The 13,483-nt window shown below is 63.1% G+C and carries 13 protein-coding genes and 1 tRNA gene; 2 read left to right on the forward strand and 12 right to left on the reverse strand.

Translation table 11 applies throughout. The annotated features are described in order from the left end of the window. Positions 1 to 12 precede the first annotated feature (12 nt). The 10 genes from nuoH to ABJ363_17345 form a co-directional block, all read right to left on the reverse strand. Positions 13 to 1,032: an NADH-quinone oxidoreductase subunit NuoH gene (gene nuoH, locus ABJ363_17300; protein MEP4380747.1), complete on the reverse strand. Its 1,020-nt coding sequence runs from the start codon at positions 1,030 to 1,032 to the stop codon at positions 13 to 15. Further along, positions 1,025 to 3,091, reverse strand: a complete 2,067-nt coding sequence (gene nuoG / locus ABJ363_17305) for an NADH-quinone oxidoreductase subunit NuoG (GenBank protein MEP4380748.1) — start codon at positions 3,089 to 3,091, stop codon at positions 1,025 to 1,027. The genes nuoH and nuoG overlap by 8 nt, the downstream gene beginning before the upstream one ends. 11 nt (positions 3,092 to 3,102) lie before the next feature. After that, positions 3,103 to 4,404, reverse strand: a complete 1,302-nt coding sequence (gene nuoF / locus ABJ363_17310; protein ID MEP4380749.1) for an NADH-quinone oxidoreductase subunit NuoF — start codon at positions 4,402 to 4,404, stop codon at positions 3,103 to 3,105. Continuing rightward, the gene (nuoE, locus tag ABJ363_17315) at positions 4,404 to 4,994 is read right to left on the reverse strand and encodes an NADH-quinone oxidoreductase subunit NuoE (GenBank protein ID MEP4380750.1); all 591 of its coding nucleotides are present in this window, start codon (positions 4,992 to 4,994) and stop codon (positions 4,404 to 4,406) included. The genes nuoF and nuoE overlap by 1 nt, the downstream gene beginning before the upstream one ends. Next, positions 4,991 to 6,169 carry an NADH-quinone oxidoreductase subunit D gene (locus tag ABJ363_17320; protein MEP4380751.1) on the reverse strand — a complete coding sequence of 393 codons (1,179 nt, stop codon included), beginning with the start codon at positions 6,167 to 6,169 and terminating at the stop codon, positions 4,991 to 4,993. Before ABJ363_17320 ends, nuoE begins: the two co-directional genes overlap by 4 nt. After that, complete coding sequence (locus ABJ363_17325) at positions 6,169 to 6,798, reverse strand: NADH-quinone oxidoreductase subunit C (GenBank protein MEP4380752.1); 630 nt, start codon at positions 6,796 to 6,798, stop codon at positions 6,169 to 6,171. The genes ABJ363_17320 and ABJ363_17325 overlap by 1 nt, the downstream gene beginning before the upstream one ends. A 34-nt stretch (positions 6,799 to 6,832) precedes the next feature. Then, on the reverse strand, positions 6,833 to 7,381 hold the full coding sequence (locus tag ABJ363_17330; GenBank protein MEP4380753.1) for an NADH-quinone oxidoreductase subunit B family protein: 549 nt from the start codon (positions 7,379 to 7,381) through the stop codon (positions 6,833 to 6,835). Further along, positions 7,372 to 7,737, reverse strand: a complete 366-nt coding sequence (locus ABJ363_17335; GenBank protein MEP4380754.1) for an NADH-quinone oxidoreductase subunit A — start codon at positions 7,735 to 7,737, stop codon at positions 7,372 to 7,374. Before ABJ363_17335 ends, ABJ363_17330 begins: the two co-directional genes overlap by 10 nt. Positions 7,738 to 7,996: 259 nt before the next feature. Further along, positions 7,997 to 8,073, reverse strand: a tRNA-Asp gene (locus tag ABJ363_17340). Positions 8,074 to 8,139: 66 nt separating this feature from the next. Further along, positions 8,140 to 9,087, reverse strand: a complete 948-nt coding sequence (locus ABJ363_17345; protein ID MEP4380755.1) for an alpha/beta hydrolase — start codon at positions 9,085 to 9,087, stop codon at positions 8,140 to 8,142. 111 nt (positions 9,088 to 9,198) lie between these two features. Here ABJ363_17345 and ABJ363_17350 point away from each other — a divergent pair, with 111 nt between their 5' ends. Beyond that, positions 9,199 to 9,927 (forward strand): class II aldolase/adducin family protein, encoded by a 729-nt coding sequence (locus tag ABJ363_17350; GenBank protein MEP4380756.1) that lies wholly within the window; start codon positions 9,199 to 9,201, stop codon positions 9,925 to 9,927. A gap of 65 nt (positions 9,928 to 9,992) precedes the next feature. Beyond that, positions 9,993 to 11,228, forward strand: a complete 1,236-nt coding sequence (locus tag ABJ363_17355; protein ID MEP4380757.1) for an LLM class flavin-dependent oxidoreductase — start codon at positions 9,993 to 9,995, stop codon at positions 11,226 to 11,228. Positions 11,229 to 11,310: 82 nt separating this feature from the next. Here the strand turns inward: ABJ363_17355 and ABJ363_17360 are convergent, their stop codons facing one another. Both ABJ363_17360 and ABJ363_17365 read right to left on the reverse strand, forming a co-directional pair. Further along, positions 11,311 to 12,504: an OsmC family protein gene (locus tag ABJ363_17360; GenBank protein ID MEP4380758.1), complete on the reverse strand. Its 1,194-nt coding sequence runs from the start codon at positions 12,502 to 12,504 to the stop codon at positions 11,311 to 11,313. A 217-nt stretch (positions 12,505 to 12,721) separates the two neighbouring features. Continuing rightward, positions 12,722 to 13,483, reverse strand: a complete 762-nt coding sequence (locus ABJ363_17365) for a glucose 1-dehydrogenase (GenBank protein ID MEP4380759.1) — start codon at positions 13,481 to 13,483, stop codon at positions 12,722 to 12,724.

Here is a 13,483-nt window from a genome sequence, read left to right on the forward strand (position 1 = left end):
TCGTTCCTCCTCCTAACTCACGACGCCGGGATACCAGTCGAACACGACGATCGCGCCCGCGGTCACCACAACCCAGAGCAGCGAGGCCGGCAGGAAAACTTTCCAGCCCAGACGCATGAGTTGGTCATATCGATAGCGCGGCAAGGTCGCGCGCACCCACAGGAACACGAACAGCATGGCCGAGACCTTGAGCGCGAACCAGACGATGCCGGGTATCCAGTTCAGAATCGCGATGTCGAGCGGCGGCAGCCAGCCCCCGAGGAACAGGATGACGGTCATCCCGCTCATCATCACCATGTTCGCGTATTCGCCGAGGAAGAACAGCGCGAACGCCATCGCCGAATATTCGACGTTGTAGCCGGTCACGAGTTCGGCTTCCGCTTCCGGCAGATCGAACGGCGCGCGGTTGGTCTCTGCCAGCGCCGAGACGACGAAGACGATGAACATCGGAAACAGCGGAATGAAGAACCAGACATCCTGCTGAGCAAGAACGATGTCGCTCAGGTTCAGCGAACCGACAGCCAGCAGCACGGTGATGATCACGAAGCCGATCGAGACTTCATAGGACACCATCTGCGCGGCGGACCGGAGCGCCCCCAGGAACGGGTATTTCGAGTTCGACGCCCAGCCGGCCATGATGATGCCGTAGACCCCCAGCGAGCTGATCGCGAACAGATACAGGATGCCGACATTGATGTCGGACAGGACCCAGCCGTCGGCGACCGGAATGACGGCCCAGCCGACCATCGCCAGGATGAAGGTCAGCATCGGCGCGAGCAGGAAAACCACCCGGTTTGCACCCGTCGGGATGATCAATTCCTTGGTCATCAGCTTGAGCGCGTCGGCAAAGGGCTGCAGCAGACCGAACGGCCCCACCACATTCGGTCCCATGCGCAATTGCATAAGTCCGATCACCTTGCGCTCGGCATAGGTCAGATAGGCGACCACGATGAGCAGCGGCACGACGATGAACAGGATCTGGATGACGATCCAGAGCGTCGGCCAGGCGTATGACCACCAGAACTCAACCATCCGTGCCGGTCCTCTCGCCGTCACCGGCGACAAATTCACGCGTGCATTCGGCCATCGTCTCCGACGCCCGGCTGATCGGGTCGGTCATGTAGTAATTGGAGACCGGGCTCTCGAACGGCGCCGCATCCATCTCACCGGCAACGCCGAAGGCATCCCAGGGTGCCGCCGCGATCTGATCGACCTGATCGAAGATCGGGTTGGCCGCCGAAAGTGCGGCGCGGACATCACCGAGCGTCACATAATCCAGATTGGCGCCGATCACGCCGGACAGCGCACGAATAATGCTCCAGTCCTCGCGGGCATCACCCGGCGGCTGGACCGCCTGACGGCCCAGCTGGACCCGGCCTTCTGTATTCACGTAGGTGCCGTTCTTCTCGGTATAGGCCACACCCGGCAGGATCACGTCGGCGCGGTGCGCACCGGCATCGCCGTGATGTCCCTGATAGACCACGAACGCGTCACCCAGGCCGGACGTATCGATTTCGTCGGCGCCCAGCAGGTAGACCAGTTCGATGTCGCCGGCCGCGGCTCCGGCCAAGATACCCGCCACGTCGCGGCCGCCCTCGCCGGGCACGAAGCCGAGATCGAGACCGCCGACGCGCGCGGCTGCCGTGTGCAGCACGTTGAAGCCGTTCCAGTCGTCACGAACGATATTGCAGGCCTCCGCGAGTGCGCGCGCACTCGCCAGGACCGCATCGCCGTCGTCACGCGCCAGCGCGCCCATGCCGACGATCACAACCGGACGTTCGGCGCTTTTGAGGGTCTCGGCAAACGGATGGGACCCGTCTGCGATGGCTTTCAGCGTTTCCGGACCGGCACCGAGGTTCTCGCACGGATAGGTAAGGTCGATCTGCGGGCCGACCGCCGCGATGGCGGCAGCGCCCTGGAGCCAGGCCTTGCGCAGGCGCGTGTTGACCAGCGGCGCTTCCCAACGCGGGTTGGCCCCGATCAGGAGCACAGCGTCCGCCGTCTCGAGCCCGGCGATGGTCGAATTCATCAGATAGCCCGCGCGCACGTCCGTCGGGAGCTTCGCCCCATCCTGACGGCAATCCATGTTCGGCGATCCGAGCGAATCCATTAACCCCTTGAGAGAAAACATGGATTCGGCATCACACAGGTCGCCGGCGATGGCCGCGATGCGGGAGCCGTCGAGGCCCTTTATCTTCCCGGCGATAGCCTCAAACGCTTCGTCCCAGCTCGCCTCGGTGAGCTTTCCGTTTCGTCGCACATAGGGCCGGTCGAGGCGCTGACGCGCCAGCGCGTCACAGGCGTAGCGCGACTTGTCGCCGAGCCATTCCTCGTTCACGTCCTCGTTGAGCCGCGGCAGGACGCGCAGCACTTCGGTCTGGCGCGCGTCCACGCGGATCGCCGCACCGACCGCGTCGAGCACGTCGATGGATTCGGTCTTCGACAATTCCCACGGCCGCGAGACAAACGCATATGGCTTGGATGTCAGCGCGCCGACCGGGCACAGGTCGATGACGTTCGCGCTCAATTCGGAATCGAGAGACTTCTCGAGATATGTCGTGATCTCTGCATGCTCGCCGCGGCCCAGCAGGCCGAGCTCCGGCACGCCCGCGATCTCGGTCGCGAACCGCACGCAGCGGGTACAGTGGATGCAGCGGGTCATGATCGTCTTGACCAGCGGCCCCATATGCTTGTCCTTGACCGCGCGCTTGTGCTCCTCGAAGCGCGAGCCATCACGGCCATAGGCCATGGCCTGATCCTGCAGATCGCATTCGCCGCCCTGATCGCAGATCGGGCAATCCAGCGGATGGTTGATGAGCAGGAACTCCATCACCCCGTTGCGGGCTTTCTTGACCATCTCGCTGTCGGTCTTGATCTCCATGCCGTCCGCGACAGGCAGCGCACAGGAGGCGGCCGGCTTGGGCGGTCCGGGCGTGACCTCGACCAGGCACATCCGGCAGTTACCGGCGACAGAGAGGCGCTCGTGGTAACAGAAACGCGGGATCTCCTTGCCGGCCATCTCGCAGGCCTGCAGCGCGGTAACACCCGCGGGAACTTCGATTTCGACGCCGTCGACGGTGACTTTGGGCATCTATCCGCTCCCTATTCCGCGGCCTGAGCGGGCGCGCTGCCCGTCTTGCGTTCGAGAATTCGGCGCTCCAGCTCCGGTCGGAAGTGCCGGATCAAGCCCTGGACGGGCCACACGCCGCCGTCGGCGAGCGCACAAATCGTGTGCCCTTCGATCTGCTTGGTGACTTCCCAGAGCATGTCGATTTCCTCGATCTCGGCGTCGCCGGTCACCAGCCGTTGCATGACCCGATACACCCAGCCCATGCCCTCGCGGCACGGCGTACACTGGCCACAGCTTTCGTGGCGGTAGAAATGGCTCAGTCGCGCGATGGCCTCGACCATGTCGGCTGATTTGTCGATGACAATCACCGCGGCGGTCCCCAGCCCGGTGCTGTGCTCGCGCAGGGAATCGAAATCCATCAGCACGTTGTCGCAGATGTTCTTCGACAGACACGGCGTCGACGATCCGCCCGGGATCACGGCCTGCAGATTGTCCCAGCCGCCGCGCACGCCGCCGGCATGCTTCTCGATGAGCTCCTTCAGGGGAATGCTCATCTCTTCTTCGACATTGCACGGATTGTTCACATGGCCCGAGATCGAGAAGATCTTGGTGCCGGTGTTGTTCTCGCGACCGAAGCCGGCGAACCAGGACGGCCCGCGGCGCAGAATGGTCGGCGCCACCGCGATGGTCTCGACATTGTTGACCGTGGTCGGGCAACCATACAGGCCACAGGCGGCGGGGAATGGCGGCTTGAGCCGCGGCTGCCCCTTCTTGCCTTCGAGGCTTTCGAGCAGCGCGGTCTCTTCGCCGCAGATATACGCACCTGCACCCCGGTGCAGATAGACATCGAAGTCCCAGCCCGAGCCGCACGCGTTGGGACCGATCAAACCGGCATCATAGGCCTCGTCGATGGCCTGCTGCAGATGGGAGGCTTCGGAATAGAACTCGCCGCGCACATAGATGTAGGCCGCGTTCGCCCCCATCGCGAAGCCGGCGACCAGGCAACCCTCGACCAGCGTGTGCGGATCGTAACGCAGGATCTCACGGTCCTTGCAGGTACCGGGCTCGGATTCGTCGGCGTTGACCACCAGATAATGCGGGCGTCCGTCGCGGCGCTCTTCGGGCGGCATGAACGACCATTTCACGCCCGTCGGGAAGCCGGCGCCGCCGCGACCGCGCAGGCCGGATTCCTTCATTTCGTTGACCAGGGTCTCCCGGCCGCGCTCGATCAGCGCCTTGGTGTTGTCCCAGATGCCCCGGCGCTTCGCGCCCTCGAGGCGCCAGTCATCCTGGCCATACAGGTTCTGGAAGATACGATCCTTGTCCTGCAGCATCACGCACCCTCCACGGCAGAGGGCGCCACGAGAGACGTCAGGCCACCCGTCGGTTCCGAACCGGCACGGCCGGACTGAGACCCGGCTTCCGGCGTTTCGCCGCGTTTCAGCGCCTCGAGAACCGCCTTGAAGCTCTCGGCGGTCAGGTCTTCGTAATATTCGTCGTTGATCTGGACCATGGGGGCGTTGCAACACGCGCCGAGGCACTCGACCTCGACCACGGTGAACGCGCCGTCGTCGCTGGTCTCGCCGAGGCCACATCCCGTGACATCCTTGGCCACCGCGCGCAGGTCGTCGGAGCCGCGCAACCAGCACGGTGTCGTGCGGCACAGCTGGACAAAATTCCTGCCGACCGGCTCAAGGTTGAACATCGAGTAGAAGCTCGCGACCTCGAGCACGCGGATTTTCGGCATATCGAGATAGGACGCGACATATTCGAGCGCCTCGGTCGGAAGCCACCCGCCGGCCTGCCGCTGGGCAAGATCAAGCAACGGAATCACCGCGCTTTGCTGGCGGCCATCGGGATAGCGCGCGACGATCGTCTCCGCACGGGCACGATAGGTCTCGTCGAAAGTAAAAGCGTCGCTCATCGGTCGACCTCTCCGAACACGATATCGAGGCTGCCGATCACCGCCGGCACATCGGCCAGCATATGCCCCTTGGTCAGGGCCTCGACGGCCTGCATGAAGGCAAATCCCGGCGCGCGAATTTTGCAGCGGTAGGGCTTGTTGCTGCCGTCGGCCACGAGATAGACGCCGAACTCGCCCTTGGGTGCCTCGACGGCCGTGTAGGTCTCGCCGGCCGGCACGTGGTAGCCCTCGGTGTAGAGCTTGAAGTGATGGATCAGCGCTTCCATCGAATGCTTCATCTCGCCGCGCCGCGGCGGGGTGAGCTTGTGGTTCTGGGTCATCACCGGGCCATCGGGCATCTCGTCGAGACACTGCTTGATGATCCGCAGGCTCTGGCGCATTTCCTCGACGCGCACGAGATAACGCGCGTAACAGTCGCCGGTCTTGCCGACGGGCACGTCGAATTCCATCCGGTCATACACGTCATAGGGCTGGGACTTGCGCAGATCCCAGGCCACGCCGCTGGCGCGCAGGGTCGGGCCGGTCATGCCCCAGTCCATCGCTTCTTCGGGTGAGAACACGCCGATGTCGACGGTGCGCTGCTTGAAGATGCGGTTCTCGGTGAGCAGGCTTTCCATGTCGTCAATGAACTTCGGATAGCTCTCGCAAAACGCATAGATATCCTCGACGAGCCCCGCCGGCAGGTCCTGATGCACCCCGCCCGGGCGGAAATACGCCGCATGCAGACGCGCACCCGACACCCGTTCGTAGAATTCCATCATCCGCTCGCGTTCCTCGAAACCCCACAGAAGCGGCGTCATAGCCCCGACATCGAGCGCGTAGGTCGTCAGGTTCATGATGTGGTTGAGGATGCGGGTGATCTCGGAAAACAGCACCCGGATATACTGGCCGCGCGCGGGCACGTCGATGCCAAGCAACTTCTCGACCGCCAGCGCGTAGGTATGTTCCTGACACATCGGCGACACGTAATCGAGACGATCGAAATACGGGACGGCCTGCAGGTAGGTCTTGTACTCGATCAGCTTCTCGGTGCCCCGGTGGAGCAGGCCGATATGCGGGTCGGCGCGCTCGACGACCTCGCCGTCCATTTCGAGGACAAGCCGCAGCACACCATGGGCCGCGGGATGCTGCGGCCCGAAATTGAGGGTCATATTCTTGATCGCGACTTCGGACATTAGGTGCTCTCGGCCCCCTCTTCCTCGTCTTCGCTTGCCTTCTCGTCGCCGGGGAGAATCTCGTTCATGCCCTCCCAGGGGCTGAGGAAATCGAAACTGCGGAAATCCTGGGTCAGCTTGACCGGGTCGTAGACAACACGCTTCTGCGTTTCGTCGTACCGCACCTCGACCCGCCCGGTCAGCGGGAAGTCCTTGCGCATCGGATGGCCTTCGAAACCGTAGTCGGTGAGGATCCGGCGCAGGTCGGGATGATCGGCGAAATAGATGCCGTACATGTCCCAGGTCTCGCGCTCGCACCAACCGGCAGCGCTGTAGACCGTCGTCGCGGTCGGGACCGGTTCGTCCTCGCCAACACTCAGCTTCACCCGCACGCGCTGGTTCTGGCTCATCGACAACAAAGTATAGACGACGTCGAAACGTGCCTCGCGCTCGGGATAGTCGGCACCGCAAAGATCGATCAGCACCTTGAACAGGCAGGTGCTGTCGTCGCGCAGGAAGGTCAGCACCCGGGTGATCGATGCCGGGCGGACCGTGACCATAAGCTCGCCGACGGCGACCTCGGTGCCGATCACATCCTGCGGCAACGCGGCGGCGATATAATCGCCGAGATCTATGAGTGCTTCGTCCATACCGGTGTCCGTAATGCCTTGCTCGGGGCCCGATCTAGCGCGCGATGGTGCCGGTGCGTCGGATCTTCCGCTGCAACTGCATGATGCCGTAAAGCAGCGCTTCTGCCGTGGGCGGACAGCCGGGCACGTAGATATCGACGGGAACGATCCGGTCGCATCCGCGCACGACCGAATAGGAATAGTGGTAATAGCCCCCGCCGTTGGCGCAGGAGCCCATGGAGATCACCCAGCGTGGCTCGGGCATCTGGTCGTAAACCTTGCGCAGGGCCGGGGCCATCTTGTTGGTCAGCGTACCCGCGACGATCATCACATCCGACTGACGGGGGCTCGGCCGAAACAAGAAGCCAAAGCGGTCCATGTCGTAGCGCGATGCGGCGGTATGCATCATCTCGACCGCACAACAGGCCAGCCCGAAGGTCATCGGCCAGAGCGAGCCCGTGCGGGCCCAGTTCACCAGCTTGTCGGCATTGGCCAGCACGAAGCCCTTGTCGGCCAGTTCCGCGGAAACGGCCTGGATCGCCGCATCCTGATCGGGACCTGGCTGGAAAACGGTCTCGGCGGGGTCGCGAACGGTTATTCCCATTCGAGCGCTCCTTTGCGCCATTCGTAAACAAATCCGACCGTCAGGATTCCCAGGAACACGATCATCGACCAGAAGCCGAACTCACCGATGTCCGAGAGCGTGATGGCCCAGGGGAAGAGAAAAGCGACCTCAAGATCGAAAATGATGAACAGGATCGCCACCAGATAGAAACGCACATCGAATTTCATGCGCGCGTCATCGAAGGCATCGAAGCCACATTCGTAGGCGGAGTTTTTTTCCGGGTCCGGCTTGCGGGCCCCGACAATGACGGACGCCATCACCATCAGACCCGACAGGCCGACGGCCAAGCCGAGAAAGATCAAAATCGGCAGGTACTCGAGGAGGAGTTCTTCCATCGACAACGCCTAGGTTTTGGCCTTCGTGACAGCGCGTTGCCCGATCCTGATCGGACCCGGATCGCATGTCCGAAAACCCCGGATCAAGCGGGTTCAGCCATACACCAGCGCGAACGCCCGTGCAAGACTGCGGGCGCCCGCGTGAGGCGTTGTGGCGCATGTCTTTTCACTTGTTTGCCCGGGCGTGTGCTGGCACCCGATTCGAATGCAAAACGGGACCCTCGCAGGTCCCGGCGCAAATCATCGGCATGGGGCTTAGTGGCGGGAGTGACGGGACTCGAACCCGCGGCCTCCGGCGTGACAGGCCGGCGCTCTAACCAACTGAGCTACACCCCCAAGCCGAGGGCGGATGTACTGCCGCACCCCCCTGATGTCAAGCGGAGGGGGCACGATTCCGTGCCTTCAGGCGGAAAGAACCTTGCGCACCGCCTCGGCCGCATGAATTTGCGCGGCGCGGCCGTCATCAACGAATGGCGCGAACGAGTAAAAACCATGCATCATGCCGGGGTAGTCCCGATGCTCGACCGCCACGCCGGCGGCCGCAAGAGCCTCGGCGAAGGCGACACCTTCATCATGCAACACATCACATTCCGCGGTGACGACCAGCGCCGGCGGCAGGCCTGAGAAATCCTCGGCGCGCAACGGTGCGGCGCGCCAGTCCAGATGATCTTCCGGCCCGTTCAGATAATGGTCGCGAAACCAGTGCATGCCGGCCGCCGTCAGTATCCCGGCCCCTTCGGCATAGGTCTCGTAGGACGGTGTGTCGAACGCGTAGTCCGCAACAGGGTAAACCAGCAGCTGGTATGCGATGTCGGGACCGCCTTTCTCGCGCGCCATCATCGCCACGACCGCGGCGAGGTTGGCGCCCGCGCTGTCGCCGGCCACGGCGATCCGCTCCGGATCCACGCCGAGCTGACGGGTATTTTCCGCGACCCATTTGGTCGCGGCGTAGCAATCCTCCGGCGCGGCGGGAAATTTATGCTCCGGTCCCATGCGGTAATCGACGGAGACGACGAGATAGCCTGTGTCGGCACAAAGGTTGCGCGCCACCTGATCGTGAGAATTCAGGCTCCCGATCACGTGCCCGCCACCATGGAAAAACATGATCGCCGGCGCCAGTTCGGTCTGCACGACGTCCGGCCAATAGACCCGCATGGTCATGTCGTCTCCTCCGGCCCCATTGATCACGGTGTCGGCGACCATGCGCACCTTGGTTCGCTCCTTGTCCCGCTCACGCGACATCTCGTCCATCTGGACGCGCGCCTCTTCCGGCGTGAGCTCATGGGTCGGACGGACGCCCGCGGCTTCGGCGCGTTCGATCAACGCAACAATTTGGGGATGGAGTGCCATGCTTGTCTCTCTGGTGAACGGTTGCGCCGATGGGCAACCGGGCGGATGATACAGAAAACACCGGTCGCCAAACAATCGGGACGACGGCAGATCGGGTCACGGAGGTACACCATGTCCAGCACTGCCGAGAATACCGCCGAACCATTCGTCGAGGATCTCAAGCACGAACTCGTGGACGGCTATCACATGCTCGGGCATGCCGGACTGGGACTGGGCCTCCTGGCGCACCTGACGGCACGCGCGCCCGGCGGCGACACATTCTGGACATACCAGCTCGGCAAGAGCGTCGAAGAGGTTACCTATGACGATCTTCGCGAAGTGGATTTCGAGCTGAACCTCCAGAGCGCCGACGGCGTGGTTAATCCGACGCTGCGCATCCACGGCATGGTCTATGCCGCGCGGCCCGACATCATGTGCATCGCCCATCACCATGGCGACAACTGTGTGGCCATGGGCGCGATCGGCGCGAACCTGCAAACATTCGACAGGAACGCTGCGCGTTTCCACAACGACATCGACATCATCGAGGATTACGACAACGCCCACGAGATCGCCGAACAGGGTGACGCCATTGTCGCCAAACTGGACGGCAAACGGGCCCTGATCCTGCAGTATCACGGGGTTCTGATCGGGGGGCGGTCGATACGCGACACGGTCATCTCGACCATCGAGCTTGAACGGTCGATGGGTGTACAGCTCAAGGCGATGGCGGCCGGGACCGTGCAGACCATGCGCGAGGGCGAGATCGACAACGCCAGGGACTTCCTGACCTCCGATCTGTTCATCGACGGCACCTGGGACTATCGCAAGCGGGTGATGGCCCGGGACAACGCCGGCTGACTATCCAGCGGCCGGGGTCAATGGCAGAGTAGATACACGATCAAAACTTCCGAGGGGGACATGTCATGGGAACGCCGAAAGTCATTGTGCAGCTCTATCCGGTAATCCCGGCCGACGACGAACATGACCGCCGTGCCAAGCGTCCCATCGGTCGCGACGCGGGGCTTTACAACAAGATCGTCCACGAATGGACGGACATCCTCAAGGCCGCCGACGAGATGGGCGTGTGGGGCATGTCCACGATCGAACATCACCTCCATTCCGAAGGGTATGAGGTCGGCCCGAACCCGGGCGTGATGAACGCCCATTGGGCGGCACACGCCAGGAATATCCATGTCGGCGCATTCGGCTATGTGATGGCCACACACGACCCGATCCGCGTGGCCGAAGAAACGGCGATCATCGATCACCTGACCAACGGCAAATATTTCGTCGGGTTTGCCCGCGGCTACCAGTCGCGCTGGGCAAACATCCTGGGCCAGGCCAACGACGCCGTCGCCACGGTGTCGGATGGCAGCTCAAACGACACCAAGAATCGCGAAATCTTCGAGGAACGTGTCCAGATGGTGCTGGATTGCTGGACCCAGGATTCGGTCGAGCTGAATGGCAAATTCTACCAGGCCCCCTACCCCCACGATACGGGCATCGCAGACTATGAGGGCTACGAGATCGCGCGTGAGGCCGGTGCGGAAGGTGAGATCGACGAAGATGGCGTGCTGCGCCGTATCTCCGTCGTGCCGAAACCGCTGCAACAACCCCACCCCCCGGTATTCTGCGCCGTGGCCCGCTCGCGGGCGACGATCGAGTTCGCGGCCAAACATGGTTTCCGGCCGAGTTACTTCAACCCGACCGACGGTGTGGTCGAACTCGCGAACGTGTATGTCGAGGAAGCCGCCAAACATGGACGCCAGGTCCAGTTCGGCCAGATGCAGAACATCGTGCGTCACACCCGGATCGGCAAATCCGCGGAGGATTTCGACCGCAAGCTGCGGGCCTATGATCTGGATATCTTCAAGAATTTCTACTCGGTCTTCGGCAACCACAATGTGGAGCCGGTCAACAACGATGCCGAGGCCGCCTTCCGCGCCATGAAGGACCACAAGTTCTTCCTCGGCGGCACCATCGACGACGCCATCGCCGACTGGAAGGATATCTATTCGCGCGTCCCGTGCGAATACATCACGCTGATCTGGCACTGGGCGCAGCAGCCCAAGGACGAGGTGCTCGAAGAGTTGCAACTCTTCATGGAGAAGGTTGTGCCGGAACTCGAGACACCCGACTTCGCCGTCGCTGCAGAGTAGTAAAGGTTCCGCACCACATCCTTCGACAAGCGCAGGATCTGGCAGCCCGAACAAGGCTCCCGTCGAAGCGCGGGCGCCGCCCCTACGCCGCGCGTGAGGTCTTGCTGGCGCGCACCTTCGGCTTCAGATCGTCGCGGCAGAAGGCGTGCAGGAAGCAGGTCCGTTCGCCGACCTCCAGAATCTTCTGGGCCGTTTCGTTGTCCGCGTCCGTCTCCAGATAGACATGGGTCTCGACCGGCTGGGCAACACCGGCCTGCCCTGTGCCGCCCGATGCGCCACCCAGAGAAAAATGGGTGTCCTGGATGATCGAGTAACCAGTCAGCGGCAGTTTCGCCATATGTGCATAGCGCCCCATCTGGGTCATGAAACACAGGCCGATTCCGGCAGAGATCAACGACGCCGCATCGGGCGCGCGGCCGTCCTCCGACGACAGGAACTCCCAGCTCGGTGCCCCCGGTCCATACTGTTCCTTGAAGATCAGCTTCACCCCGTCCGGCCGCATAACGCAGCTTGAGTGCATATGCAGATCCGTCACGTCCCCGCTGGTCGCCGTCGTTTCGGGCCGCGTCTTGGTGAAGGCCTCATAGGCCGGGCCTTCCTCGACCATGACCCGCACCAGGTCCGACACCGCCGGCGTATCCGCCTGCCGCTCGAGACCGGGGAAATTGTCACCCGGGTTCGGGAACGGCGCCATGTCGAGCGGCGTCACGGCCGCGGGGGTGAGAACGTCGCCATTGTGCACGAGGGTAAAGAGGCTCGGATGCGCGCCCCGCGCCAGCCCGTTCAGGGGCGCCGCGGCGACGGCCTCGTAAAGCAAAGTCTGCAGGGTCGCGTCATCGCAATCGGCCTCGCAATTGACCGTCAGTTCCGGGGGCTTGGCGCCACTGTTCATCGTCCCCTTACGGAAATCGCCTTCGCGGTAGTACTTGTTCTCGAGCACGAGTTCGAGTTCGCGCAGCTCGATCTGGCGTTGTTCCGCCAGCGCCAGGATCTCGTTCATATAGGACGAAATCATCCCCGCGCTGAGATAGGTCAGCGGATTCGGTGCCTTGTTGTGGCCGCCCAGATGCAGACCCTCGTCACAGGCGAACCGCCAGGCCGTGCCGGTCGCGGCGTTGACGACGAGCGCCTCTTTCTGCATGCCCCCCAGCGAACGGACCCATGTGCGAAGCGATTGGCCATGGGGGTTCGGCGGCGCGGGAAACCCCGCTTCCGCTGCATTTCCGGCTATGTAGTAGAGGGGTTCGCCCATTTCCTCGAGGGGTGTGATGGTCATCGTTGTGCCTCTTTCTTTTTTTCGCGCCGAACGGCAGCCGGCGCAACCTGCGCCCCGCCTGATCCCTAGCGCGTCAATATGGCGGCTTCCGGCAAACGGATGCAAGTCGCGGCATGCGCCGGCTGAAACCAGTCAGGCGCGGGCCGGAACGTTTCCGCCTGCACTTTCCATATCTCGGCGAGATCGAGGGCGATTGCGAAAAAAAACGCGCAACGCGTTAAAGCATCACCGTGCCGCCATCGACCATGATCGTCTGTCCGGTCACGAAGCGGCTCGCATCCGACGCGAGATAGACAATCGTCCCCGTCATGTCGCCGGGCTCGAGATTGCCATGCAGGCTCTGGCCCTGGGCAATGGCGTCCAGCATGGCATCGCGCTTGTCGCCCATGAACTCGTCGGTGCCCTCCGTGAGTACCGCGCTCGGGGCGACGGCATTGACCCGTATCCAGTCACGGCCGAGTTCACGGGCGAGCGAACGCGTCAGTCCGATGACCGCGGCCTTGGACGTCGCGTAATCCACCGCGTAGGGCATGCCGTAGGTTGCGGCGAGTGAGGAGATGTTGACGATGGAGCCGCCACCGGCTTCGCGCATCGCCGGCACGCAGGCCTTGCAGCACTGCCAGATTCCTTTGACGTTAACGGACATCACCCGGTCCCACTGGTCTTCCGGCAACTTGTCGAACCGCCCGCCTGAAATGTCGCCGTAAAGCGCTGCGTTGTTGACGAGCACGTCGATCCGGCCAAATTCGGCCAACGCCGCGTCCGCCATCGCCGTGCAGGCGTCCATGTCGGCCACATCGAGGGGCACACCAACGATCCGGCCGCCGGCGGCTTCGACCGAGGCTATCGTGTCACCCGTTTCTCGGATGTCCGCCGCAACCACCACCGCGCCCTCGGCGGCGAGCGCCTCGCAATAGGCCCGGCCCAGCCCCCGATCGCCGCCGGTAACGATCGCAACCTTGCCGTCGAGTTGTCCCAT

This window comes from Alphaproteobacteria bacterium (genome assembly GCA_039980135.1).
Taxonomy (GTDB): domain Bacteria; phylum Pseudomonadota; class Alphaproteobacteria; order UBA6615; family UBA6615; genus UBA8079.

What these genes read in the sequence shown, in the direction of transcription:
- ABJ363_17365 (MEP4380759.1), bottom strand. Translation starts at nt 13,483, where the DNA reads ATGGGACAACTCGACGGCAAGGTTGCGATCGTTACCGGCGGCGATCGG.
- nuoG (MEP4380748.1), bottom strand. Translation starts at nt 3,091, where the DNA reads ATGCCCAAAGTCACCGTCGACGGCGTCGAAATCGAAGTTCCCGCGGGT.
- ABJ363_17350 (MEP4380756.1), top strand. Translation starts at nt 9,199, where the DNA reads ATGTCCAGCACTGCCGAGAATACCGCCGAACCATTCGTCGAGGATCTC.
- ABJ363_17335 (MEP4380754.1), bottom strand. Translation starts at nt 7,737, where the DNA reads ATGGAAGAACTCCTCCTCGAGTACCTGCCGATTTTGATCTTTCTCGGC.
- ABJ363_17330 (MEP4380753.1), bottom strand. Translation starts at nt 7,381, where the DNA reads ATGGGAATAACCGTTCGCGACCCCGCCGAGACCGTTTTCCAGCCAGGT.
- ABJ363_17355 (MEP4380757.1), top strand. Translation starts at nt 9,993, where the DNA reads ATGGGAACGCCGAAAGTCATTGTGCAGCTCTATCCGGTAATCCCGGCC.
- nuoF (MEP4380749.1), bottom strand. Translation starts at nt 4,404, where the DNA reads ATGCTGCAGGACAAGGATCGTATCTTCCAGAACCTGTATGGCCAGGAT.
- ABJ363_17325 (MEP4380752.1), bottom strand. Translation starts at nt 6,798, where the DNA reads ATGGACGAAGCACTCATAGATCTCGGCGATTATATCGCCGCCGCGTTG.
- ABJ363_17360 (MEP4380758.1), bottom strand. Translation starts at nt 12,504, where the DNA reads ATGACCATCACACCCCTCGAGGAAATGGGCGAACCCCTCTACTACATA.
- nuoE (MEP4380750.1), bottom strand. Translation starts at nt 4,994, where the DNA reads ATGAGCGACGCTTTTACTTTCGACGAGACCTATCGTGCCCGTGCGGAG.
- nuoH (MEP4380747.1), bottom strand. Translation starts at nt 1,032, where the DNA reads ATGGTTGAGTTCTGGTGGTCATACGCCTGGCCGACGCTCTGGATCGTC.
- ABJ363_17320 (MEP4380751.1), bottom strand. Translation starts at nt 6,169, where the DNA reads ATGTCCGAAGTCGCGATCAAGAATATGACCCTCAATTTCGGGCCGCAG.
- ABJ363_17345 (MEP4380755.1), bottom strand. Translation starts at nt 9,087, where the DNA reads ATGGCACTCCATCCCCAAATTGTTGCGTTGATCGAACGCGCCGAAGCC.